Below are 24203 nucleotides of genomic sequence, written 5' to 3' on the forward strand. Positions count from 1 at the left end.
GTTCATTAAGGGCTTATGAGATAAAGCTTCCTCTTTGGTACATAAGCAGTATAGTAAATAACACTCTTATTTAGGGGCTTTTGAGGTAGCAATATTTTAAAATTTTATCAACAAAAAAACCTAAATAAAGTGAAATCACTCTACTTAGGCTGCTTTAAACGCTTTACCATCATGGCATATCCGTTAATAGATTCATAGTCTTCTAGCTCCACAAAACCGTGATCACGATAAAAGGAAATCAATTTATCAACATGCTCACATTCTAAATAAATAATCCTTCCTCCCACAATTTTATGAGCTTCTAAAATCTTACTTTGAGCAAAGGCCATCAGATCTCTTCCAGTAGCCCCGTTCGCTTTTTGCGCTTCAAGGCTGAAGTTCTTGCCCAATTGACCTATGAGAAAACCTTTAATTTCATAAGAATCTTGTTCAGTTCTATGGCCAACCCCCATCAAACGTTTTTTCATTGTGTTTGACAGCTTAGAGAAGTTCTTTTTACTAATCGCTAAAGGCCGGTTTGAAATTGAAAAGTACCCTGTCAAAACATTCTTTTCTTTATATGTACTAAAAACTAAATATGTCCTGGAAATATCCAGCTTTTCAAATTCAATCGCTTTATAGTGAATAAATTGTTCAACATCATCAGCACCGCTTATCCCATCACTTTGTATTGTTTCAAAAGTAAAGAGAAAGTCCTTGACCTCCTCTTCGTTGATGTCTGAATTCAAAATGTCTGTTAACGAAACAACATTTAAAGCCATTAATTACCCTTTGCTGATTGAATAATGTTCTTAATTGCTTCTGGATCGCTTACTTCGTTAACTCTTTGTGATGGTTTATATTGCATGTCTTTACTATCCTCAATTGCATTAATAAGCTTTTGTGCTTGTTTACGATTAAATTTGAAGTCAGTTGTAAAGCTTTTGGTTGCCATAATAGACACCTCAACTTCCTAATTTTAAAACATGTTTTGAAAAACATTAACCAAATTATACACATATTTTTACTAAAACACAACACAATATGTGTAAGAGGATTCAATTAACATTCTACAATATTGTTTCCCCTGTGTAATAATAATATGCATTTATATATGAATTAGTACCGGCATATGTACAAATATAATCGTTTGAGAAATCAAAAGGTGTTATGACAAAAAAGTATTCACGGAAAGGACAGACCGGAAATATTTTTCGATAAGTTATATTTTATCAGGCAACGAGTAAAAACGATTAACTTATCTTTGGATTTAGAAAACTTACTTAAAGTATACAACATTCACACCAGCTTTTTAAGCGTTTGTTTTCAGGATTCAGTTTGGTGATTGCGCTTATATTCGTTAGGCGTTACATAGTCTAGCAATCCCGCACATTAAGATGTCTATCGAAATTAGATACGTAAGTTATGCATTGTTCCGTCTAATACTGCCACCGACAATGAGTGGCAAAATAACCGCACCAGCATACATAGCTAACACATGTTGAAAACCTAGTGAAGCTACTTTCTCTTTTATCACATTCATCATCCATGCTCCTTCTCATCTGCAAATTCAATCTGTTGATTTCCTAATGCTTTAAGTTGAGCTAACGATTTCATCACGATATCCTTTCTCATTCAAAATCGCACGCCCTTATTGAAATAATTTCTCAATAACAATGCCGATACCACCAACAGTTGCCTTTGTCTTTTCTAATGATCGTCCTTTTGTAAAAACTGATCAAAAATCGATATATCATTCGTTTCCTGTTTCGTATAGGAATAGACGGTCGATGTGATCAATCCATCCTTTAATGTTAATGTTGTACGTAACGAATAAGGGAGCGTTTTAGAATAAAATGATGGAATTCTCAAACAATACAGATATCATTTCACTCCATATGGGAGGGATCACATTGTATCAACGACAAGAACGTTGGTTGATCGGATTAATATTTACTGTCGCCATTTTATTAGGAATTTCGATTGTAAGTCGCATTTTTTAATGAATAAAGGAGATCTCATATGGATAATGAACAAGCCGTCTTTTTCAGTCGGGTATTAACTGAATTGACACTTACATTTCATATTATTTATGCAACGATTGGTGTGGGGATTCCGTTACTCATATTCATTGCGCAATGGATGGGGATTCGGAAAAATGACGAACATTATATTTTACTCGCAAGACGCTGGACAAGGGGTTATGTAATCACAGTCGCAGTTGGTGTCGTAACTGGAACAGTGATTGGCTTACAATTAAATTTGCTATGGCCAACGTTCATGCAACTTGCAGGTCATGTCATTGCCTTACCATTATTTATGGAAACATTCGCCTTCTTTTTTGAAGCTATTTTCCTAGGCATTTATTTATACACATGGGATCGCTTTGAAGATCAACGAAAGCATATGCTCTTATTGATTCCAGTCGCAATTGGAGCGACATTTTCAGCATTTTTTATCACATCAATGAATGCATTTATGAATGCGCCACAAGGATTTGAGTTGCAGAATGGAGAGTTTGTCAATGTCGAACCCATTGTTGCGATGTTTAATCCAGCTATGCCTACAAAAGTAGCACATGTGATAGCGACTGCCTTTATGACATCAGCTTTTATTCTTGCATCAATCGGCGCTATCGTCTCATTCGCGGATCTGATCATGTCTACCATAAGAAAGCTCTATATCTAACGATTAAAATCGGCGTGGTTTTCTCTATCGCTTCTGCAATGATTGGTGATTTTGCTGGAAAATACTTAGCCGAATACCAACCAGAAAAATTAGCCGCAATGGAATGGCACTTCGACACAGAAGAAGGAGCTGACCTCACGCTATTTGGCATTTTGAAAAATGATAAAGAAGTTAAATATTCGATTGAACTACCTAACGCCTTAAGCATATTAGCACATGGTAATCCCAATGCTGAAGTGATCGGTCTCGATCAGTTTCCAAAAGATGAAGTACCTCCACTTTATATCCATTATTTATTTAACATTATGGTCATCATTGGCTTAGGGGTGACGCTCATTGGTCTCATTTATATTGTAGGGATTTGGTTAAAAAAACAATTTCCTTACCATAAGGGAATGCTTTGGCTCGTTGTTATCACTGGTCCGCTTTGTATTGTCGCTATTGAGGCTGGATGGTGGTTAGCTGAGGTTGGCAGGCAACCATGGGTGTTGCGCGGGATTTTACGAACGGAGAATGCAGCAACTACCAGTCCATATGTCGACGAAATGCTGATTCTCTTCATTGGTTTATATTTGATCTTAGGTGTGACAAGTGCCATTGTGCTCATGAAAATGTTTAAAAAGAACCCAGTCGAAACAGAATTAGCGGATCAAAGGAGGAGGTGATTCATTTGCCTTATGATGTAATAGGCATATCCGTTTTATGGTTGTTTTTGTTCGGCTATTTGATCATTGCATCGATTGATTTCGGTGCTGGTTTTTTTAACGCCTATAGTTTATTTACAAATAAATATCATATGATCAGCCATATCGTTCATCGCTATTTGTCGCCTGTTTGGGAAGTGACGAATGTTTTCCTTGTCTTCTTTTTTGTTGGAATTGTTGGTTTTTTTCCTCAAACGGCTTACTATTATGGTACTGTCATGCTAGTACCTGTCAGTATTTCATTACTTTTACTTGCCATACGTGGGGCATATTATGCTTTCACGACGTATGGAAAACTGAAAAAGAACATCTGGACCTATATCTATGGAGTCACCGGTTTATTCATTCCTGCATCGTTAACGATTGCTTTCACCGTATCTGAAGGTGGCTTTATTGACGAAACAAGAAATGGTGTCTCCTTACGATATTGGGAGTTATTTACCAGCCCATTAACTTGGAGTATCGTTCTCTTAAGTCTCACTTCTGTCTTATATATATCTGCTGTATTTCTCACATGGTATGCGGTTAAGGCAAAAGATTATCAAGCTGCTTCCTTGCTACGAAAATATGCACTTACCTGGGCATTGCCTACAATTATTACAGCCAGTGGTATTATCGTGGAACTGCGCGGACATAATCCTACCCATTTCAATCAGATGCTTCATTTATGGTGGTTATTTGCATTATCCGTTCTTTTCTTCTGTATAACCGTATATTTATTATGGCGAAAAAAACATGAGGGAGTAGCTGTTGTTTTTCTCATCACACAATTTTTTGTCGCATTTTTTGCATACGGGCTATCACACTATCCTTATTTACTTTATCCGTATGTAACACTACAAGATAGTTTAACAAGTCACGGAATGGCAGTTGCTTTAATCGTGGCTTTTATCGCTGGCGTTTGTTTACTATTGCCATCACTGTACTTACTCTTTCGATTGTTTTTATTTGATAAAGATTATGTCGAAGGGAAGCGGAGTAAAAAGAAAGGAGCCTATTAATGGAAGATTTCATACATTTCTATGCACCGTTTGTTGTCTTAATTGCCTCTATTATCTTTAGCTTTTGGTTCGCAATGAAAGATCATTTTTTTCATAAATAATCGTTGAGAAGTTAGAACTGGAAGATATGCTGACAGAAATCATATCTTCCAGTAAATGTGTATAGAATATTGTGCATCCTTTAAGATTCAAAACGGATTAAAAAGTATTTTTTCTTTCCTCTCCGAACAATGGTAAACCGATCATCTAATCGATCCTCAACTGTTAAATGGTAAGCCAAATCCTGCTTTCGCTCACCGTTAATGTATACAGCTCCGTTCTTGATATCTTCACGGGCTTGTCGTTTGGATGAGGAAATGTTCGCTGTTACCAGTAAATCAATTAAACCACTTTCCTTCTCATCAATTGTAACGGAAGGAACATCTTTAAAGCCTTGTTCGATCTCTTCGGCATTCAAGCTTTTAATATCGCCGCTGAATAAAGCTTCAGTGATTTTTTCTGCCTGTTTCAATGCTTCTTCCCCATGTACTAGTTTCGTCATTTCTTCCGCTAATCGTTTATGCGGCATGCGTTTTTCAGGTGCTTTTTCCAATTCTTTTTCGAGTTGATCAATTTCTTCTAATGATAAGAAAGTGAAAAACTTCAAGAAGCGAATCACATCGCGGTCATCTGTATTAATCCAGAATTGGTAAAATTCATATGGAGACGTCTTCTCGGGATCAAGCCAAACAGCTCCACCAGCTGTCTTACCAAATTTTGTACCATCACTCTTCGTGATCAGCGGTACAGTTAATCCGTATACGTCGGCTTCTTCTTCTTGCTGTTCTGATCGAGTACGTCGAATTAACTCCATACCAGCTGTAATATTACCCCATTGATCACTGCCGCCAATTTGTAACGAACAATTTTCTTTTTCATACAGATTTTTAAAGTCAATCGATTGTAGAATCATATAGCTGAATTCGGTAAATGATAGTCCTTGTTCCAAACGAGACGTTACTGAATCCTTACTCAACATATAATTAATGCCAAAATGCTTTCCGACATCACGTAACATCTCAATAAATGTTAAAGAAGCTAACCAGTCATGATTATTTTTAACAGCACCATTACTTCCATCTGATTTGAATTCGATGATACGCTCAATCTGTTGTTGAATTTGTTCTGTGAATCCTTTCACGACATCCGCACTATTTAACGAACGTTCTGTTGATCGGCCACTGGGATCACCTATTAAGCCAGTACCGCCACCAATTAAAGCAAGCGGGCGGTGACCATATTGCTGGAATCGTTTCAATAACGTAAGAGGCAATAAATGACCAATATGCAGACTATCTGCTGTTGGATCAAAACCACAATATAATGTCACCACATTTTCATTTAAATGATTTCGAAGACCTTGATCATCGGTTGTTTGCTGAAGTAATCCTCTTTCAGCTAAATCGTCTATAATATGCATCTCCATCACTCCTTTTTTCGATTGTATTCAACATAAAAAAATCTCCTCCCTCACTAAAAAAGGGACGAGTTATCTCGCGGTACCACCCTTGTTGCAACGATATCATTCAAGATACATTGCCACTCAAAGGAACATAACGGCGCAGTCCTCACCGTCTTCTAAAAAAATATTAGAAGAAACTCCAGATGTGTAATTCAGCGCTTAAATCTATACTGACTCGCAGCCACCGTCAGCTCTCTACAATAGTTTATTAAGCCCTTACTTTCATCTTTCTACGTCTTTATAGTTATGAAATTTTTTATTTATTATAATCGGTATTTCTAGAAAATGCAAACATATTTTATAATATCGTCCTCATTGATTGACGATTGTGCTATAATGATGGATGAATATAGGGGGTTCTCGAATGAAATTAAAAGAATTATTCACAAAATATTGGGATTCCATCAAAGACGTTTGGGATAAATATAAAATTCAAAAAAAAGCTCGCATCGGTTACCATATCGTATGGAATGCGTTTCTATTTTTTCTTGTATTAATGGTTGTTGGTATCTTCTTTGTCGGAGGCTTAGGAGCAGGTTACTTTGCTTCACTTGTTGATGAGCAAGAAATGTATTCTGAAGAAGAAATGACAGAGGCCATTTATACATATGAAGAAACGTCGGAATTATATTTTAATAATAATGAATTTCTAGCGGAAGTAAGTTCAGACTTATTACGTGAAGAAGTAACCATTGATCAAGTTTCACAAACGGCAAAAGATGCGGTCATTGCCACCGAAGATGAAAACTTTTACTCTCATGAAGGCGTTGTACCAAAAGCCATTTTCCGAGCTGTGGTCCAACAAGTAACCAACTCAGCAACGCAAACCGGTGGTAGTACATTAACGCAACAGTTAGTTAAAAATCAAATATTGACGAATGAAGTTTCATTTGAACGAAAAGCGAAGGAAATGTTACTTTCTATGCGTTTAGAACAATTTATTGATAAAGAAAACATATTGGAAGCTTATTTAAATATTGTTCCGTATGGAAGAAACGCATCCGGACAAAATATTGCCGGGATTCAAACAGCAGCTAAAGGAATATTTGGCGTTAATGCCAACGAACTGAATTTACCGCAATCTGCCTATATTGCAGGTTTGCCACAAAGTCCATCCATTTATACTCCATTTAAAAATGGTGGCGGAGTAAAAAGTGATGAAGAATTAGAACCTGGTTTAAATCGAATGGAATCGGTATTAGAACGAATGTATGAAAATGAATTTATTTCACAAGAAGAATATCAAAATGCATTAAATTATGATATTGTCGCTGACTTTAAAGAACCAGAACCTTCCGTACTAGAAAAATATCCGTGGTTGACACAAACGATTCAAGAACGTGCAATTGATGTGTTAACTACTATACTTGCTAAAGAAGATGGATATACAGAAGATGAATTAGAATCAAGTTCAGTACTTAAGGAAGAATACGAAATCCGAGCGCAACGTGCTTTGGAAAGTAATGGGTTAAAGGTTCATTCGACCATTGACGAAGAAATGTATGATGTCTTTCAAGAGATCGCCAAAGAATACAATAATTACGGTCCCGATAAAGTAGCACGTAACGCACGGGGTGAAGTGATCACTGTTGAAAACCCTGAAACAGGTGAGGAAGAACGATTAGGAAAGCAACCTGTACAAGTGGGAAGTGTTTTAATTGAAAATCAAACAGGGAAAATTCTAAGCTTTGTCGGTGGTCGTGATTTTACAGAATCACAAAAAAATCATGCATTAGATGTGCGGAGACCGAATGGAAGTACAATGAAGCCACTCGTTACTTATGCACCAGCGATGGAATATGGCGTTATTCAACCAGGATCAGTCATTGCAGATGTGTATGATCCTTCTATGCCTGGATATCCGTCTTATGACCCGCCAAGGAACTATACGGGGAGTTATTACGGGTTAGTATCCGCACGAGAAGCATTATATCGTTCACATAACGTTTCAGCATTACAAATTTATCGTCAAATTAGAGATCGAAACCCTGCTGCGCAATTTTTAGAAAATATGGGCTTTGATCATCTATCACAAGACGCAGGTGATTACATGAACATGTCTTTAACATTAGGTAGTCCACATAATGGTGTAACCGTAGAAGAAAATGTGAATGCTTACGCCACGTTTGGAAATATGGGTGACTTCGTTGAAGGATATATGATTGAAAGCATAGAAACAAAAGATGGCGAAGTATTATATGAACATGAAAGTAAAGCAGAAGAAGTTTTTAGTGAGCAAACTAGTTATTTAATGGTTGATATGATGCGAGATGTTCTTTCTCGTGGAACAGGTACAGCTGCTTATGCAAACCTTGGCAATCGTAGTGTTGATTGGGCAGGTAAAACAGGTACATCGAACGATTATCGTGATACATGGTTTGTTGCGACCAACCCGAATGTGACACTAGGTAGTTGGATGGGTTATGATTACAATCAAAGTCTCTCTAGTGGATATAGTAGTAGAAATAACGTCTTTTGGGCTGAACTTGTGAACGCAGCTACTGAAATCCGACCAGATTTAATGGCGCCATCGAGTTCATTTGATCAACCGAACGGTATTGTCTCACGTTCCTATTGTAAAACATCAGGCAAGTTACCTTCTGATTTATGTAGCGAGTTAGGTTTAGTGGGAACAGATATTTATAATTCGAACCATGTTCCAACTGAAGAAGATAACAGTCTCATTGATGCTGAATATGCATTAATCGACGGGGAAGCCGTTCCTTCTGGTGAGGATACACCTGAAGAATTTACAGATGATGATGGTGTCAGCTTTAATCCAGATTGGCTTGAGGAAAAGGGATATGACCAATTGCCAAATATTGAACAATTAAAACCATCAGATTCAGGTGCATGGGGAGACATTCAATTCCCTGGAGAGACTGCTGAAATTAATGGTGACAGTGATTCTCCAGCACCTCCGACAAGTTTACAATTTGACAATAATCAGTTGAATTGGAATACTTCAAATAGTAATGATGTAGTAGGTTATCGTATTTATCGAGCAAATAATCCAGATGGAAACAACTTTCAACGGGTTGGTCATACTTCGGAAACAAATTTCACCGTTCCAAACGGTCCCGCCTTGTATCATGTAAAGGCAGTGGATTACTTTGGACAAGAATCAACTTCATCAGAATCGATTATATTCGGTGAATTCTCCGAACCTGAAGATGAGAATGAAGAAGAAGAAGAAGAAGACCAAAAAGAAAATAATCAACAAGATAATGACGAAAATGATGATTCGAATAATTCAAATGGTGAAGATGAAACGAACCAAAACAGTGAAGATTCAGAAAATAGCAACAATAGTAACAATTCATAAAGCACAAGGATGAAATACGAAAGCAGCCAACTCTTCATGAAACAAATGAAGAATTGGCTGCTTTTTACTCTACAGATATACTTCTTTCACAACATTTATGCGGGTATAATACATCAAAAAACTGTCCCTGCATTCATATAGCATGAACTTCTATGGGACAGTTCTTTCAATCACTAATCATTTTCTTCTTCTAATATAACAATTTCTACTCTCCGGTTTTTCTCCCAATTTTCAGGTGAGTCATTGGGTACAACTGGCTCTGTAGCTCCATAACCAGCTGCATGAAAACGGGCTGAATCGATGGATGATTCATCTATTATATAGCGAATGACACTACTAGCTCTTGCTGTAGATAACTCCCAGTTCGAAGGATAACGAAAACTTGATATTGGTCGATCATCGGTATGTCCTTCCACTCTTACTTGATTTGGAATATGATCCAGCAATGTTCCAACCTTTTCGAGAAATGGACGACCTTCTTCTAATATTTCTGCTTCTCCTGTCTCAAATAGCAATGTTTCTTGTAAGACCAATACGACACCTTGATCAGTTCGTGTTGCAGATATGACATTATTTAACTGATTCTCTTGAAGAAAAGTTTCTACATCAGCTAATAATTGGTCCAACTCATCCCCTTCAGAAGGTGTCGAATTTTCAGGCTCTTGCTCATCTTCGTTATCACTTTCATCTGGGGCCATTATTGGATCGTCGCTTCCACTGGATTCATCTTGTGTCTCTGAGTTTTCCGATGGCTCATCAGCAGGAATAATCGAAGGCAATTGATCCATTACTGATTGGTTTCGTAACGCTTCCGCCAATTCTTGAAACTTTTTTGCATCAATTTGCGACATGGAAAAAAGCAAAACGAAAAAAACTAAGATTAGTGTAACCATATCCGAGTAAGTGGTCATCCATTTCGGTGCACCTTTTTGCTCACTGCGCTTCTTCTTAAGCTTCATTGAAGGATTCCTCCACATACTCATCTTCTTGATCATCTGGGTTTTCTTTCTTATTCTTATCTTGGTTGGAAAGGAATGCACCAAGTTTTTCTTTTAAAATACGTGGATTTTGACCTGACTGAACACCAATCACGCCTTCAATAATGACTTGCTTACTAAAAACTTCTTCATTCGTTTTAGTCTCTAATTTTCCTGCCATTGGTGTAAACACGAGATTTGCCATCACTGTTCCATAAAAAGTAGTTAGAAGTGCAACGGCCATACTTGGACCTAATGTCGTTGGATTTTCCAAATTTTGCAGCATTAAAATCAATCCAATTAATGTACCAATCATTCCCCAAGCGGGAGCATACTCACCAGCTTTTTCAATGATAATTCGTCCACGATAGTGACGTTCTTCCATTGCATCAATTTCTGCATTCATAATATCATTGATCACTTCTGGTTCAATACCGTCAATTGCTAACAGGACACCTTTTTTAATAAAAGGGTCTTCCACTTCTTCTAACTCATTTTCCAATGCTAACAATCCTTCACGTCTCGCACGTTCAGACAAACGTTCAAATAACTCAATCAACTCAGCTAAATCATTACCATTGCGTCGGAAAGATTCTTGGACAACTCGTTTCGTCGTTTTCATTTGCTGAATATTAAAGTTCACGAGTAGTGCTGCAAACAAACCACCTAATACAATAAATATAGAGGATAGCTGAAAGAACGCACCAAATCCTCCAAGTCCTCCACTACTGATAATTCCGAACATGATCATGATAAAGCCGACTGTAATGCCGATCGGGGTGAATAAATCTCTTTTTGACATATGGCTCTCTCCCTAATACGTAAAACTTTCAAGTCCTCATATATAGTTACTAAGAACTACCTAGTCATAGTATCGACATTATTCTGCTTTTGTTGAGTTTCTTTCAACAATTCGATGTGGCAAAACAACATTTTGTTCGTCCACTTTTTCATTATTCATAAATTTCGTTAATAAACGCATGGCCACAGCCCCAATATCATACATTGGCTGAACGACCGTAGATAATGTTGGGCGTACCATCGTTGCTAAACGTGTATTATCAAATCCAACAACTTCTATATCTTCAGGAACTTGTACACCTTTATCTTGAAAGCCATGGATAACACCTAAAGCCATTTCATCTGTTGAAACAAAAACAGCTTTTGGATAATCATTCATATTTAGAATTTCCTCAGCTGCCTCCATCCCAGACTCATAGGAATAATCTGCCTGAATGATATACTCTTCATTAACCGATTGATTCGCTTCCTTAATCGCTCGAACATAACCACTGTATTTTCTTTCGCTTACAGCCGAATCCTCATCTTCAGCTGTTACATAAATCGGATGAGTGGTTCCATTTTGGATCAATAATGTTGTCGCTTCATAAGCAGCTATTTCATAGTCAATATTGACTGAAGGAATCGTATTTGATGCATCAACTGTCGCTGCTAAAGATACAGGTACAGGAGATGTTTTCAACTGATTCACATGATCTTCTGTAATCGCTGCTCCCATATAAATCAGTCCATCCACTTGCTTTTCAAACATTGTATTAATTAAACGTAATTCTTTATCTTTGTTTTGGTCAGAATTACTTAAAATAATATTGTAATTATACATAGTTGCTATATCATCAATCCCACGAGCTAATTCCGAGAAAAAGATGCTCGAAATATCAGGAATGATTACACCAACTGTTGTCGTTTTCTTACTAGCCAAACCACGCGCAACCGCATTGGGACGATAACCTAATCGCTCAATCGTATTTAATACTTTCTTTCGAGTAGCAGGTTTTACATTTGGGTTTCCATTCACTACACGTGATACTGTAGCCATGGAAACATTTGCTTCTCTTGCTACATCATAAATTGTTACGTTCATATCTAACTACCTCCAATAATTTTCAACGCATATTTTTAGAAACCATATGTCACTATGACAACATTGTCGTCAAGATCAAGACATTGACTAAATGGTTTAACTTTCATATGTATAGTAGTATTATTATAACAAAATTCGACCGATTATTTGCAATGATTTTCATTATTTTTATGAAATTTTTTCATAAACGTTAAATAAATACTCACATTTTCTTTGCCAACAATGAAAAACCCTTGCTATGTATAACCACAGCAAGGGGAATTGAAAACAAGATTATTTTCTTAAGTTTTCCATAAATTGATGGAAAGTTGGGATATCCATCTGTTGAGCAGAATCAGATAATGCTACAGCAGGGTCCGGATGAACTTCTGCCATCACACCGTCTGCTCCAATCGCAAGAGCTGCTTTTGCAGCTGGCAGTAACAAGTCTCTACGACCTGTTGAATGAGTCACATCGACCATTACCGGTAAATGTGTCTCCTGTTTCAAAATCGGTACAGCTGTAATATCTAGCGTATTACGTGTAGCTTTTTCATACGTGCGAATTCCTCGTTCACAAAGAATGATATCGCCATTGCCTTTTGAATTAATGTATTCTGCGGCATTAATGAAGTCCGAAATCGTAGCAGACATTCCACGTTTTAATAATACTGGTTTATTCGTTTCGCCTGCTGCTTTTAATAATTCAAAGTTTTGCATATTTCTTGCACCAATTTGAATCACATCAATATAGTCCGCAGCTTCTTCAATGTGTGCTGGATTAACAATTTCACTCACCACTGACAAACCATACTCATTGGAAATTTGTTTTAAGATTTCCAAACCTTCAAACCCTAGTCCTTGGAAATCATATGGTGAAGTTCTCGGTTTAAATGCACCACCACGGATTAAGTGAAAGCCTTGCTCTTTTACCGCTTTAGCTACTTCAGCCACTTGGTCATAGCTTTCTACAGAACATGGACCGAAAATAAAGTGTGGATCACCATCACCAAATTTTTCTCCATTAATCTCAATGACTGTATCTTCTGGTTTTTTCTTACGTGAAACGAGTAGTGCTTTACTATGGTCATCTTCTTGCAGTTCTAGCCCTGCTTTAAAAATTTCCTTAAACAAATGGACGATAGTAGAATTTTCGAATGGTCCATCGTTATGCTTTGTAATCAAGTCAAGCATATCACGCTCACGTACAGGATCATAATTACGGTTTGCCCCTTGTTTTTCTTTTACTTGTCCAGTTTCTTTCACAAGCTCCGCTCTTTGATTAACCAAGTCTAAGATTTCAAGATTTATGTTATCAAGCTTTTCACGAAGCTGATCTAATTGTTCATTACTCATTTGCATCCCCCTACCTATTTTAATTTCTTAAGAAATGTTATACTTATTTCTATAATTAGCAATTATTATAGCTGAAAATATTCAAATTGTCACCAGTAGTGACGATTATTTTAAATAGAATTTAAATTTTGCCAAACAGAAAGGATCTAGCTTATGGATGAACAAATGTTTGCATTAGACATCGGTACGCGTAGTGTTATTGGTTTACTGATGACAAAAAAAGAAGACGGTTATCAACTCTTAGACTATTATGCCATTGAACATGAAGAACGTTCAATGCTTGACGGACAAATTCATGACATTGTATCAGTAGCCAATGTCATCCAACGAGTGAAACTTATGTTAGAAGAAAGACACGATATTGTATTAGATCAAGTATGCGTTGCTGCTGCTGGACGTGCATTAAAAACGAAAAGAATTCAAACCAATAAAGAAATCGAAACGCAACCTTTAATGAGTGAAGAAGACATTTTATTGTTAGAACTGGAAGGGGTACAAAAAGCACAATACGAACTAGCTTCTGAACAAGATCAAAACACAAGCAGTGACTATTACTGTGTGGGCTATTCTGTCATTCGTTATTTACTGGATGGAGAAGAAATTGGTTCACTGATTGATCAACAAGGACAAACGGCTGAAGCTGATATCATCGCTACTTTTCTACCACGTGTCGTCGTTGAATCACTTCTTGCTGCTTTACAACGTGCTGATTTGGAATTAGAGGCATTAACGTTAGAACCGATTGCTGCCATTCATGTTCTTATTCCACCATCCATGCGCCGTTTAAATGTAGCTCTTGTAGATATTGGGGCAGGAACAAGTGATATCGCCTTAACGTCTGAAGGTACGATCACTGCATATGGCATGGTACCTAAAGCGGGGGATGAGATAACTGAAGCGATAAGTGACCACTATCTATTAGATTTTAATGTGGCAGAAGACGTAAAAAAAGATATTACGATACATAAAAAAGCGATGATAGAAGATATTTTAGGGTTTCAGCAAGAGGAAAGTTATGAATCGTTAGTAGAAGTAGTTTTACCAGCTGTTGAACGATTAGCAAAAGCCATTACAGAAGAAATCATCACCTTAAATGGTGAAGCACCGAAAGCTGTTATGCTCGTTGGTGGCGGAAGTCAAACGCCTGAACTTTCCAAAATGCTAGCAAAAAAATTAAAGTTGCCCGCCAATCGTGTCGCTATTCGTGGCGTTGATGCGATTCAATCTCTACAAAAAACAGATGACATACCGATCGGACCTGAATTTATTACACCCATTGGTATTGCGATTGCGGCAAAGCAAAACCCTGTACACTATGTCAGTATCAAAGTAAATGAACGAATGATACGTTTATTTGAAATGAAGAAGCTTACGGTTGCAGATGGTTTGTTAGCTGCTGGCATTAATATTCAAAAATTATATGGAAAACCTGGAATGGCATCGATCATTACCTATCACGGAAAACAGGTAACCCTTCCAGGCACTTTTGGTTCTCCACCAACTATTTTATTAAATCATGAGTTAGCAAGTGTAGAAGATCCCATTCAAAATGGTGACCAATTAAGCGTAACAAGAGGAGAAGATGGTGCCTCACCCGAACTTACGGTGGCCGAGTTTATCGGAGACATTGAACCGATTCATATTTTATTTGATGGGCAAAAACGCGAGTTAAAACCGATTCTTACTGTTAATCAACAATCGGTTTCACCTACTTATGTATTAGCGGACGGGGATGATGTTACTTTCTCAAAACAACATCTACTACAAGATTTTATCCAAAAAGAACTATCATTAACTGATACGGAACAACCTTTTATTGTTTGGATCGATGAAGAGAAAGTAACGCTAAATGAATACAGCCAAAGAATATTAGTTAATGGTGAACGAGTGAATCGGAAGACACCGTTAAAACACGGTGATCAGATTACGTATGAAGAAGCAAACAATCCAACGGTGCAAGAACTTTTTGATCATTTGGACGAAAAACATGAAGCAACTTTACGCGTCACGTATAACGATCAACCGATCATACTTTCGAAGCCATTAGTTCAAGTTTATCGTGCTGGGGAAGAACTAACGCTTAACAGCCAACTACAGCATCAAGACAAATTACAATTTGTGCGACACAAAGAAACGCCATTCATTTTCCAAGATATATTTCGCTTCATATCATTAGAGCTTTCAAGTGCAAAAGGGAGAGTCCAATTAAAACGGAATGGTGAACCGGCTACATTTTTTGATGAACTACAACCAAACGATACAATCGAGATTACGTTTGAATAAAAATGAACCCGAATGGTAACTGATATCTATAAGCTACCATTCGGGAAAATCATGAAACATTTCTAAGTCTCAAGACTACTTCTTTTCTTCTTGTTGTTCATCTACTGCATTCGCTGCTTCTTCAATTGCTTGTGCCACTTCTTCAGCTGCTTTTTCTGGATCTTCGTCTTTATTTAACTTTTCTTGAATCGTATCTTTTGTATCTTGCAATTTTTTAGAAATATTTTGTGATGCACCTGATACTTGCTTTCCAATTTGTTCTGATTGATGTTTCGCATAATCTTTCCATTCAGATCCTTTATCATAAGCAACGGATTTCCATTCATTCGCACGATCTTTCACATAGTGAGCCCCTTGATTCAGATCACCTCTTAATTCTTTACCTGATTTAGGAGCAAAAATTAATGCTACCGATGCTCCGACAATACCACCAATTAATGAACCAATTAAAAAGTCCTTACTATTAATATTTTCCCCTTGTTGTTCTTGATTTTGTTCTTCTTGTTTTGCCATTATTCATTCCTCCAATACTTTATTTTGATTTATCTTTCTTAAATAAATTCATGGCAACTGTACTCCATTTCACCGCTTGTGCCGTCGTTTCTTTGTTTTCTTCTACGGCTTGATGAACGGAATCGGACACATGTCTTATTGAATCAGTAAAATCCTTTACAGAATCACCGATAGACTTCACACCATCAACAACTGTATTTAACTTCGTTGATTTTTCATTAATGTCCTCTGCTAATTTATTTGTCTTATTTAATAAAGCAGTTGTTTCAACAGTGATTCCTTCCATTTGCTTTTCTAGGCCTTCCAAAGTATCAGCCACGTTCGTCATTGTTCGTTCGGTTTGACGTAGCACTTTCACTAAATAAATAACTAACACAGCAAAGGCAATAGCTACGATTAGTCCAGCTATGTATCCTAAGATTGCCATTTGATTCACTCCTTCTTTCAAAAATGCAATACTTATCAGTGACTGCTCTTAATTATGTTATACCCGATACTAGCTATTCTAAACAATGATCCACATATTTTCAAAAATTCGTGTGCTCTGTTAAATTTGGTTATAAAAAAAGAAGGAGTATCTATTCCTTCTTTTTCAAAAATGATTAACATATATTCTATTCGACATGTTAGCGAATATATCCTTTATTTTAGATAGGTTTTTTCATAGGCTTCTTGATATTTTTGTATATCTCCAGCCCCCATAAATATGAGTACAGCATCATCATGAGCGTAAAGTTCACCTATAGATTCCTCATTGATTAATTCACTTTGATCGATCAACCTTTGTAAATCTTCGGCTGTTAACGTTTTGTCCCCTTCACGAGCCGAACCAAAAATTTCACAAATATAAACATGATCAGCTTGCTTTAACGCTTCAGCAAATTCGTTTAAGAAGGTTTGTGTTCTTGTATACGTATGAGGCTGAAATACAGTCACTATATTTTTTTCGGGATATTTCTTTCGAGCAGCGTCAATGGTAACCTCGATTTCCTTTGGATGATGAGCATAATCATCAATTAACACTTGATTACCTATTTGCTTCTCCGCGAATCGCCGTTTGACACCTTGAAATGAAACAATTTCCTTAATTTCGGATACATTTAAATCTTCATAATGGCAAATGGCAATCACGGCTAGCGCATTTAAAATATTATGATCGCCATGCATTTGAATTTCAAAGGTTTCATAATAATTATTTCGAACAAATACATCAAATGTGGTACCATCTTCAGTTACTTCAATATTCTTCGCTTGAAAGTCGTTCGTGTCATTCATCCCATAATAAAGAACAGGAACTTTTGCTTGTATGGCTTGAAGGTTTTCGTCATCTCCACAAGCTACGATACCTTTTTTTACACGGTCTGCCATTTCTTGAAAGGCACGAAACACATCATCGATATCTTTAAAATAATCTGGATGATCAAAATCAATATTTGTCATAATGGCATAATCAGGTTGATACGCTAAAAAATGACGTCTATATTCACACGCTTCGAATACGAAATATTCACTCTTTTCATCTCCCTTACCCGTTCCATCACCAATTAAATATGAAATCGGATAAGACCGATCTAAAACATGAGCAAGTAATCCTGTTGTCGATGTTTTGCCATGTGCACCTGTTACGGCAATACTTGTATATTGATTCGCCCACTCGCCCAAAAATTCATGATAGCGATAAAATGGTATGCCAAGTGATTTCGCCTGTTTTATCTCAGGATGATCTTCACGAAAAGCATTTCCTGCTATAATCGTTTGTTTTGGATGAATATTCTTTTCTGAAAATGGTAATATATTTATTTCCTTTTCTTCTAATCCTTTTTGTGTAAAAAAATATTTATCTACATCGGAACCTTGCACCTTTTCACCGGAGTCATGAAGAATTTGTGCCAATGCACTCATTCCTGTTCCTTTTATACCAATAAAATGGTAAACAGTCATAAACACGAACCTCCAAAATCTTGTTTAAGTAACATGTCATTGCACGGATGAAATAAATTGTTCGATGAATGTCATCTGTGCGTTTAACATATTATATACATTCATCACCTTGTTTGTTCATTGATAGACAATCGTTAATGTAATCAATCATTGTCTATCATATAGCAATTTAACCGATACGACAAGGATATTTTTATTGGATTAGCCATTCGAATGGAATTGATCAACTTCTTGTTTTGTCACCAAAATCTCTCTTGCTTACTTCCATTTTGCCCTGAGATAATACCTGATTCTTCCATTAAATCAATAAAACGAGCGGCGCGGTTATATCCAATTTTAAACCGTCGTTGCAGCAATGATGCGCTAGCACCATCATGTTCAATAACAAAGTCAATTGCTTCTTGATACAGTGGGTCCTCATTTTCCATATCGACTTTTTCTAATAATTGTTCTTGTTCAAATAAATACTGTGGTGAAGCATGTTGTTTTACATAGTCGGTAATTTCTTCAATTTCTTCATCAGAGACAAAAGCGCCTTGGATTCGTTGTGTATCCGATGAACCATTTTCGATAAACAACATATCTCCTTTTCCCAAAAGCTTTTCTGCTCCACCCATATCCAATATGGTACGGGAATCAACTTGTTGTGACACACTGAAAGCAATTCGTGTAGGGACATTTGCCTTAATTAATCCTGTGATCACATCAACAGACGGACGCTGTGTCGCAATTAAAAGATGCATACCACACGCTCGTGCCTTTTGAGCAATACGACATATCGCATCTTCGACATCTTGCGGTGAAGTCATCATCAAATCTGCTAGCTCATCGATGACGATCACCATATAAGGTAATTTTTCGGCTGAACGACCTTGAGTTTCCATCTTTTGATTATAACGCTCGATATCTCTTGCGCCTTCAGTAACAAATTTCTCATAGCGCTCTTCCATTTCAGATACCGCCCACTTTAGTGCGGTTGTTGCAGCTTTGACATCAGTAATAACCGGTGATACTAAGTGCGGAATATCATTATAAGGCGCTAATTCGACCATTTTCGGATCAATGAGCAAAAATTTCACATCTTGATGTGATGATTTATATAATAGACTGATCAGAATCGTATTAATACAAACACTTTTCCCTGAACCTGTAGCACCTGCAATTAAACCATGTGGCATCTTTTGTAGATCAGTTACAATCGCTTCTCCCTCAATATCAGATCCTAGCGCAACTGCTAACGGTGACGTTTCTTGTTGAAAAGTGTTCGTTGCGATTAATTGTTGTAATAACACCGGTTCTGCTTTATCATTTGGGACTTCAATTCCGATCGTACTTTTACCCGGAATCGGCGCCTCCATCCGGATATCTTTCGCTGCAAGATTCAGTTTAATGTCGTCTGATAGATTTTTTATCTTACTTACTTTTACGCCTGGTTCTGGTTGAATTTCAAACCTTGTTACCGTTGGCCCCTGTGTAGCATCAACGACTTGTGCCTTAATTTGAAATTGCGTCAGCGTATGCTGCAATCGGTCCATTTGTTCCTGCACCCATTGACTGTTTCGATCGAATGAATGGGTCGTATTTTTTTGTAATAAATTTGCTGGTATATCGACTTTTTCATTATGTAGCTTTGATTGATCATAAGTTGTTTGTGTGCGTTTTTGTTGCTTATCCATCTGCTTCTTCTTATCACGTGGTGTCATGATCACGTGATGTGGTATAGAAGAAGACGATTTTCTTTCTTGACGGTGATCCATTTGTTCCTTATCTTGCGAATGTTGTATGCGATTGTCATGAGTTTCTGGTTCATTTGGCGCATCGTCAATTGTTGATGTATTATCAGTTGCCGATTCATCATCCGTTTTGTCATATTCCACTTGTTCTGGTTGATTTCTTCGTTTTATATTCAAAGCGTCGCTATCATTTCGCTCATGCTGACACGATTGTTGGTTTTGAATCAGATGGCTTTTGCCTTGCCATTGGTCTTTTTGATGTTGACTGTTTTCTTTATAACCTTGAACTCTTTCAAGTGGTGTTTGCTTATCCTTAGGTTGTCTTGATTGCTTCTCACGTTGTAAACCATGGATAGGAGAGGGGACTTCACTTGGCGTAAATGGCTGATCAAGCTCTTCGTTGTTTGTCCCCGTTTCTTTTGTATCTGTATTCGTCGTTTCTCGTTTCCGACGTGACCGCCAGTGCAGATCTCCACTTTGCCTCGCTTGGTTCGTCGGATATTGATAGGCTATACGTGTTTCAATTGATTTCTGACGGGATTGTCGCATCAATGGACGTTTTTCCTTGTCATCATTAGATTTTCTGTTCTGGTTCCATCTTTCTCGAAAAGATTTCCACATCGTACGTTCACACTCGCTTCCTTTAACGCGATAATAAATGAAGATAGCACAAAAATTCCCTCGTCATATGACAAAGGAACCTCTGCATTGGTTGTTAATTTTTCGGCTTGTTTTTGGCTAATATAAAAACAGGTTCTAAGTGCTTATCTTCATAAATAAAGGATAATGAAGTAATCGGTACTCGACCTTCTGCAAAAAACTTCATCGTCATTTGTGCTAAAACATCATATCCAGTGTCATTTTGTATATCTGCGACGATAAATACATCTTGATGAGGAACGGCTACAGCTAATTCGCCTACTGCATTTGCCTTCATTTCCTCTAAAAATGCTTCATTCAGAATTCGACTGGCATCATATCCATCTTGTGTGGCAATAAAATAAAAGTCATTTCCTGCGACTGTATCACGTTTAGGTTCAACTGATAAAGAACGCACATTAAAGCTTGCGATTTCCTTTAACCGATCAAATGTCCAACCTTGTTCTTGTAACATTTGTTGATCGATGAGTTGATAAGTAGATCCTAAATCAAGTGCATAATAAATATTTGTTTCAGCTGTGTGCTCACTGTATAATAATGGAACTTCACTTTTGGTTTCTTTAGGAAACGAAGTCGATCGAATCACTGGATAAATTTGTTGTTCTTGTCCTGACAAATGGTGCTCTTCATGCATCATTTGTAGCGATTCAGTCACATGAAATTTTAATTCATCCAATGCAGCGTCTCCACGTTCTTCATATTTTGAAATAACATTCGGAATATTGATCGAAACTCCCTGTTTCGATTCCGCTCCTTCTATACGGTAAAGATCTTTATCTCGAATAAAAGATGTTTGCCATTCTTCATTTTTAAATAACTCATCTAGTTTCTTTTTCATTTTTATTGTTGTCATCTTCATTGTCTTCATCCTCCTTTTCGGAAGAAACCATTCACTTTATTGTAACACGTCATCAACGAATGTAAAATATCATGACTTGTTTTTCACATTTGCTTCTATAAGAATACTTTTACGCCTATAATAAGAAAACTTGGCAGTATTGCCAAGTTTTTAAAAGCATTTATCAAGAAATACTTCAATTTCTTCTTTTGTCTTACGATCTTTACTAACAAAGCGGTCCGTTTCTTCTCCATGATGAAAGGCTATAAAGCTTGGAATTCCAAAAATATCATAAGTTGCACATAGATCGATAAATTCATCACGATTCATATATACAAACGTATACGTTGAGTAGTTATTTTCAATCTCAGGTAAAACTGGTTCAATTACCCGACAATCGGGGCACCAATCTGCTGACACATAGATTATGACTCTCTCTTTTTCTATCCAGTCATAAAACGCTTGTTCTGAAGTTAAAGTTTCCATTGTAAAGTCCCCCTCTTTTCTTCACTCTTCATGATCATTATAGATGAGCGAATTCGCAATGAGCATCATATCTTTTGCATCTGTCGCTGCATCACTTTTTTCAGTTATAGTGGTTATTTTTATACCACCAACACCTATTTGCAATTGAAATTCACTTTTCGTATCAGCTTCTGAAATATATATATAACCAAAACGCCCTTGATTTTCAAACGACTCTAACAACAGATGATCGTTTTTTTCATTTACCGCTTCATAATTTAACTGACTTGACTCATTCTCCAACGAATTATGAAAAAGGATATACGTTTGTCCATTACTTTCTAAAATCACATTATTCGATTCCTGTTCGAAGACTTCGAAAGTATTCGGTAAAAACAAGGATAATTGGTTTAAGTCTTGATTAGGTGTTTTTGCCTCTTGATTAAAAGCTTGTTCAACCGCTTGATTTGATTGTTGTAAGACTTCCTCCACTGGCTGCCTAGTCGATATGGCTATGGCAATAACAAATGCACATAATACTGTCACTGTTAGCACAGCCGATTTTGGTAACTTCATACAAATCCTCCTGATATGATAGTCCTAATTCCCCCTTCACTAATGATACTATGAAATTCGCAATTGACAAGAGGTAAAATTGTAAAAAAATTTTGAAATGAAAACATTTTGTAACATTCAATTGCATCTATACTTACATCATTATCAATCGATTTACTTCTAGATTGCACTTTTATTTTTGATGAAGTTGATCAACTGTTGTTTGATCAGTAGATTTTACCAATTTTACTAGTAATTCTTTCGCAGCTTCATAGTCATCTACATGAATGATCGATGCATGTGTATGAATATATCGCGAACAAATCCCAATCACCGCAGACGGTATGCCTTGATTACTGATATGGACACTCCCTGCATCAGTTCCACCCTGCGAAATAAAATATTGATAGGGTATATCGTACTTCTCTGCCGTATCTAAAACAAAATCACGCATCCCATGATCTGTTATCATTGAACGATCAAATATTCGCAGCAAAGCGCCTTTTCCTAAATGGCCAAACGCTTGATCTTCCCCACTCATATCATTAGCAGGTGAAGCATCTAATGCATAGAAAATATCAGGTTGAATCATGTTTGCAGCTACTTTTGCTCCTCTTAAGCCCACTTCTTCTTGCACAGTAGCACCTGAATACAGTTGATTTGGAAGTAGTTCATGTTGGACTTCTTTTAAAAGATCAATCGCTAGTCCACAGCCATATCGATTATCCCATGCTTTAGCCATAATTTTCTTGTCATTCTTCATTGGTGTAAAAGGGGAAACAGGCAAGATCGACTGACCTGGTCGTATGCCCATTCCTTGTGCATCAGATTTATCATCAGCACCAACGTCAATCAGCATATTTTTTTGTTCCATCGGTTGTTTTCGCTGTTCTTCAGTTAAATTATGTGGTGGAATCGATCCAATTACACCAATTACAGGGCCGTCTTCCGTATAAATTTCCACGCGCTGACTTAATAGGACTTGAGACCACCAGCCACCTAAAGGTTGAAAACGTATCATACCAGTATCGGTAATTTGGGTTACCATAAAAGCCACTTCATCCATATGCCCTGCTACTAGCACTTTTGGACCTTCACCATGCTTGACACCAAAAACGCCACCAAGTCGATCTTGAATGACTTCATCTGAATGTTTATGTAATTGTGTTTTCATATAATCTCGTACTTGATGTTCATTACCTGGAGCTCCAGGTAGTTCTGTCAACGTTTGAAACATATTTAAGGTTTCACGTTTCACTGTTATCACTCCTTACATCAATGTGTACTTCACCCGTAAATAAGAATTTTTGTATAATTACTATACCACTTTTGTTATGATGACAAAAACTTCTCTGCTCACGATCGCATGACTTGCTTTTCAAGAAATGTATTACGTATGATGAAATGGATATCAAATATACTAAAGGGATGGAAAGATACGGAGGGATTTATATTGAAATGGGCCAAACTCTTTAGTGTAGCAGCTGCTGGATTTGTGTTAGGTTACATTACCTATTTGTCAACTCAAAATCATTCTTACATCAAACCTGAAAGGGCATTGAAGCTGGTCAAAAATATGTTCAATCAAGACTATGAGGTGAGTGGCTCTTGGATTTATATGAAACCTACAACTATTGATCGAAACGGATTAACATATGACATTTATCAAGGAGGGATTACCAAACACATAAACGGTGAACATCAACCGGTCCAATTTTACCTCGATGCAAAAACAGGAACGATTTTAGACGTATTTGAAGAACAATAAGTGAATCCGCTACACATAAATCAAACCATTGTAAAAGAAAAACTGCTCAAAA

The 24203-nt window shown here is 37.0% G+C and carries 20 protein-coding genes, 2 pseudogenes and 1 other annotated feature; of the genes and pseudogenes, 6 read left to right on the plus strand and 16 right to left on the minus strand.

Annotated features, from left to right (window positions below; genetic code table 11):
- Positions 1 to 140 precede the first annotated feature (140 nt).
- From J416_RS13425 to J416_RS16345, 3 genes and pseudogenes are all read right to left on the minus strand, one after another.
- Positions 141 to 761, minus strand: a complete 621-nt coding sequence (locus J416_RS13425) for a hypothetical protein (RefSeq protein WP_003473628.1) — start codon at positions 759 to 761, stop codon at positions 141 to 143.
- The gene (locus J416_RS15970) at positions 761 to 934 is read right to left on the minus strand and encodes a hypothetical protein (protein WP_003473629.1); all 174 of its coding nucleotides are present in this window, start codon (positions 932 to 934) and stop codon (positions 761 to 763) included. The genes J416_RS13425 and J416_RS15970 overlap by 1 nt, the downstream gene beginning before the upstream one ends.
- A 471-nt stretch (positions 935 to 1405) precedes the next feature.
- Positions 1406 to 1522: pseudogene (locus tag J416_RS16345) on the minus strand (hypothetical protein); the annotation flags it as partial.
- Positions 1523 to 2001: 479 nt separating this feature from the next.
- Here J416_RS16345 and J416_RS13435 point away from each other — a divergent pair.
- The 3 genes and pseudogenes from J416_RS13435 to cydS all read left to right on the plus strand — a co-directional run bounded on the left by J416_RS13435 (position 2002) and on the right by cydS (position 4473).
- Positions 2002 to 3332 (plus strand): annotated as a pseudogene (locus J416_RS13435) (cytochrome ubiquinol oxidase subunit I).
- Positions 3333 to 3337: 5 nt separating this feature from the next.
- Entirely contained in the window at positions 3338 to 4372 is a 1035-nt protein-coding gene (locus J416_RS13440) for a cytochrome d ubiquinol oxidase subunit II (RefSeq protein WP_003473634.1), read from the plus strand.
- A complete protein-coding gene (cydS, locus tag J416_RS16740; protein WP_420805447.1) occupies positions 4372 to 4473 on the plus strand; it encodes a cytochrome bd oxidase small subunit CydS family protein in 102 nt (33 codons plus the stop codon). Before J416_RS13440 ends, cydS begins: the two co-directional genes overlap by 1 nt.
- 80 nt (positions 4474 to 4553) lie before the next feature.
- Here cydS and tyrS read toward each other — a convergent pair whose 3' ends face one another.
- On the minus strand, positions 4554 to 5831 hold the full coding sequence (tyrS, locus tag J416_RS13445) for a tyrosine--tRNA ligase (protein ID WP_003473635.1): 1278 nt from the start codon (positions 5829 to 5831) through the stop codon (positions 4554 to 4556).
- Between the two features lie 57 nt (positions 5832 to 5888).
- Positions 5889 to 6115, minus strand: a binding site (T-box leader).
- Between the two features lie 122 nt (positions 6116 to 6237).
- On the opposite strand from tyrS, the gene J416_RS13450 reads away from it, so the two are divergent.
- Positions 6238 to 9198, plus strand: coding sequence for a transglycosylase domain-containing protein (locus J416_RS13450; RefSeq protein WP_003473636.1), 2961 nt, complete (start codon positions 6238 to 6240; stop codon positions 9196 to 9198).
- 173 nt (positions 9199 to 9371) lie between these two features.
- Here J416_RS13450 and motS read toward each other — a convergent pair whose 3' ends face one another.
- From motS to J416_RS13470, 4 genes are all read right to left on the minus strand, one after another.
- Positions 9372 to 10157: a flagellar motor protein MotS gene (gene motS / locus J416_RS13455; protein ID WP_003473637.1), complete on the minus strand. Its 786-nt coding sequence runs from the start codon at positions 10155 to 10157 to the stop codon at positions 9372 to 9374.
- Positions 10147 to 10977 carry a flagellar motor protein MotP gene (motP, locus tag J416_RS13460; protein WP_003473638.1) on the minus strand — a complete coding sequence of 277 codons (831 nt, stop codon included), beginning with the start codon at positions 10975 to 10977 and terminating at the stop codon, positions 10147 to 10149. Before motP ends, motS begins: the two co-directional genes overlap by 11 nt.
- Positions 10978 to 11055: 78 nt before the next feature.
- Positions 11056 to 12060, minus strand: a complete 1005-nt coding sequence (gene ccpA / locus J416_RS13465; protein ID WP_003473640.1) for a catabolite control protein A — start codon at positions 12058 to 12060, stop codon at positions 11056 to 11058.
- 273 nt (positions 12061 to 12333) lie between these two features.
- Positions 12334 to 13395: a bifunctional 3-deoxy-7-phosphoheptulonate synthase/chorismate mutase gene (locus tag J416_RS13470; RefSeq protein WP_003473642.1), complete on the minus strand. Its 1062-nt coding sequence runs from the start codon at positions 13393 to 13395 to the stop codon at positions 12334 to 12336.
- A 153-nt stretch (positions 13396 to 13548) separates the two neighbouring features.
- On the opposite strand from J416_RS13470, the gene J416_RS13475 reads away from it, so the two are divergent.
- A complete protein-coding gene (locus J416_RS13475; protein WP_003473643.1) occupies positions 13549 to 15678 on the plus strand; it encodes a cell division FtsA domain-containing protein in 2130 nt (709 codons plus the stop codon).
- Between the two features lie 75 nt (positions 15679 to 15753).
- Here J416_RS13475 and J416_RS13480 read toward each other — a convergent pair whose 3' ends face one another.
- The 8 genes from J416_RS13480 to J416_RS13515 form a co-directional block, all read right to left on the minus strand.
- Positions 15754 to 16191 (minus strand): YtxH domain-containing protein, encoded by a 438-nt coding sequence (locus J416_RS13480; protein ID WP_003473644.1) that lies wholly within the window; start codon positions 16189 to 16191, stop codon positions 15754 to 15756.
- 19 nt (positions 16192 to 16210) lie between these two features.
- On the minus strand, positions 16211 to 16618 hold the full coding sequence (locus tag J416_RS13485; RefSeq protein ID WP_003473645.1) for a DUF948 domain-containing protein: 408 nt from the start codon (positions 16616 to 16618) through the stop codon (positions 16211 to 16213).
- Positions 16619 to 16833: 215 nt separating this feature from the next.
- Positions 16834 to 18132, minus strand: coding sequence for a UDP-N-acetylmuramate--L-alanine ligase (gene murC, locus J416_RS13490; protein ID WP_003473646.1), 1299 nt, complete (start codon positions 18130 to 18132; stop codon positions 16834 to 16836).
- Between the two features lie 239 nt (positions 18133 to 18371).
- The gene (locus J416_RS13495) at positions 18372 to 20414 is read right to left on the minus strand and encodes a DNA translocase FtsK (RefSeq protein ID WP_276116665.1); all 2043 of its coding nucleotides are present in this window, start codon (positions 20412 to 20414) and stop codon (positions 18372 to 18374) included.
- A gap of 166 nt (positions 20415 to 20580) precedes the next feature.
- Positions 20581 to 21384, minus strand: coding sequence for a DUF1444 domain-containing protein (locus J416_RS13500; RefSeq protein ID WP_040513661.1), 804 nt, complete (start codon positions 21382 to 21384; stop codon positions 20581 to 20583).
- A gap of 150 nt (positions 21385 to 21534) precedes the next feature.
- The gene (locus J416_RS13505; protein WP_003473649.1) at positions 21535 to 21849 is read right to left on the minus strand and encodes a thioredoxin family protein; all 315 of its coding nucleotides are present in this window, start codon (positions 21847 to 21849) and stop codon (positions 21535 to 21537) included.
- Positions 21850 to 21870: 21 nt separating this feature from the next.
- Positions 21871 to 22404, minus strand: a complete 534-nt coding sequence (locus J416_RS13510) for a hypothetical protein (RefSeq protein WP_003473651.1) — start codon at positions 22402 to 22404, stop codon at positions 21871 to 21873.
- A gap of 172 nt (positions 22405 to 22576) precedes the next feature.
- Complete coding sequence (locus J416_RS13515) at positions 22577 to 23641, minus strand: M42 family metallopeptidase (protein ID WP_003473652.1); 1065 nt, start codon at positions 23639 to 23641, stop codon at positions 22577 to 22579.
- Between the two features lie 195 nt (positions 23642 to 23836).
- Between J416_RS13515 and J416_RS13520 the strand changes: the two genes are divergently transcribed.
- Complete coding sequence (locus J416_RS13520; RefSeq protein WP_003473654.1) at positions 23837 to 24151, plus strand: hypothetical protein; 315 nt, start codon at positions 23837 to 23839, stop codon at positions 24149 to 24151.
- Positions 24152 to 24203 lie beyond the last annotated feature (52 nt).

The sequence above is a fragment of the Gracilibacillus halophilus YIM-C55.5 genome (assembly GCF_000359605.1).
GTDB classification, from domain to species: Bacteria; Bacillota; Bacilli; order Bacillales; family Amphibacillaceae; genus Gracilibacillus; species Gracilibacillus halophilus.

Coding starts and splice junctions, on each gene's coding strand:
- J416_RS13425 (WP_003473628.1), bottom strand. CDS start 761: ATGGCTTTAAATGTTGTTTCGTTAACAGACATTTTGAATTCAGACATC.
- J416_RS13500 (WP_040513661.1), bottom strand. CDS start 21,384: ATGAAGATGACAACAATAAAAATGAAAAAGAAACTAGATGAGTTATTT.
- J416_RS13450 (WP_003473636.1), top strand. CDS start 6,238: ATGAAATTAAAAGAATTATTCACAAAATATTGGGATTCCATCAAAGAC.
- J416_RS13505 (WP_003473649.1), bottom strand. CDS start 21,849: ATGGAAACTTTAACTTCAGAACAAGCGTTTTATGACTGGATAGAAAAA.
- J416_RS13470 (WP_003473642.1), bottom strand. CDS start 13,395: ATGAGTAATGAACAATTAGATCAGCTTCGTGAAAAGCTTGATAACATA.
- J416_RS13475 (WP_003473643.1), top strand. CDS start 13,549: ATGGATGAACAAATGTTTGCATTAGACATCGGTACGCGTAGTGTTATT.
- J416_RS13510 (WP_003473651.1), bottom strand. CDS start 22,404: ATGAAGTTACCAAAATCGGCTGTGCTAACAGTGACAGTATTATGTGCA.
- J416_RS15970 (WP_003473629.1), bottom strand. CDS start 934: ATGGCAACCAAAAGCTTTACAACTGACTTCAAATTTAATCGTAAACAA.
- J416_RS13480 (WP_003473644.1), bottom strand. CDS start 16,191: ATGGCAAAACAAGAAGAACAAAATCAAGAACAACAAGGGGAAAATATT.
- tyrS (WP_003473635.1), bottom strand. CDS start 5,831: ATGCATATTATAGACGATTTAGCTGAAAGAGGATTACTTCAGCAAACA.
- motP (WP_003473638.1), bottom strand. CDS start 10,977: ATGTCAAAAAGAGATTTATTCACCCCGATCGGCATTACAGTCGGCTTT.
- J416_RS13485 (WP_003473645.1), bottom strand. CDS start 16,618: ATGGCAATCTTAGGATACATAGCTGGACTAATCGTAGCTATTGCCTTT.
- murC (WP_003473646.1), bottom strand. CDS start 18,132: ATGACTGTTTACCATTTTATTGGTATAAAAGGAACAGGAATGAGTGCA.
- ccpA (WP_003473640.1), bottom strand. CDS start 12,060: ATGAACGTAACAATTTATGATGTAGCAAGAGAAGCAAATGTTTCCATG.
- motS (WP_003473637.1), bottom strand. CDS start 10,157: ATGAAGCTTAAGAAGAAGCGCAGTGAGCAAAAAGGTGCACCGAAATGG.
- cydS (WP_420805447.1), top strand. CDS start 4,372: ATGGAAGATTTCATACATTTCTATGCACCGTTTGTTGTCTTAATTGCC.
- J416_RS13495 (WP_276116665.1), bottom strand. CDS start 20,414: ATGCGACAATCCCGTCAGAAATCAATTGAAACACGTATAGCCTATCAA.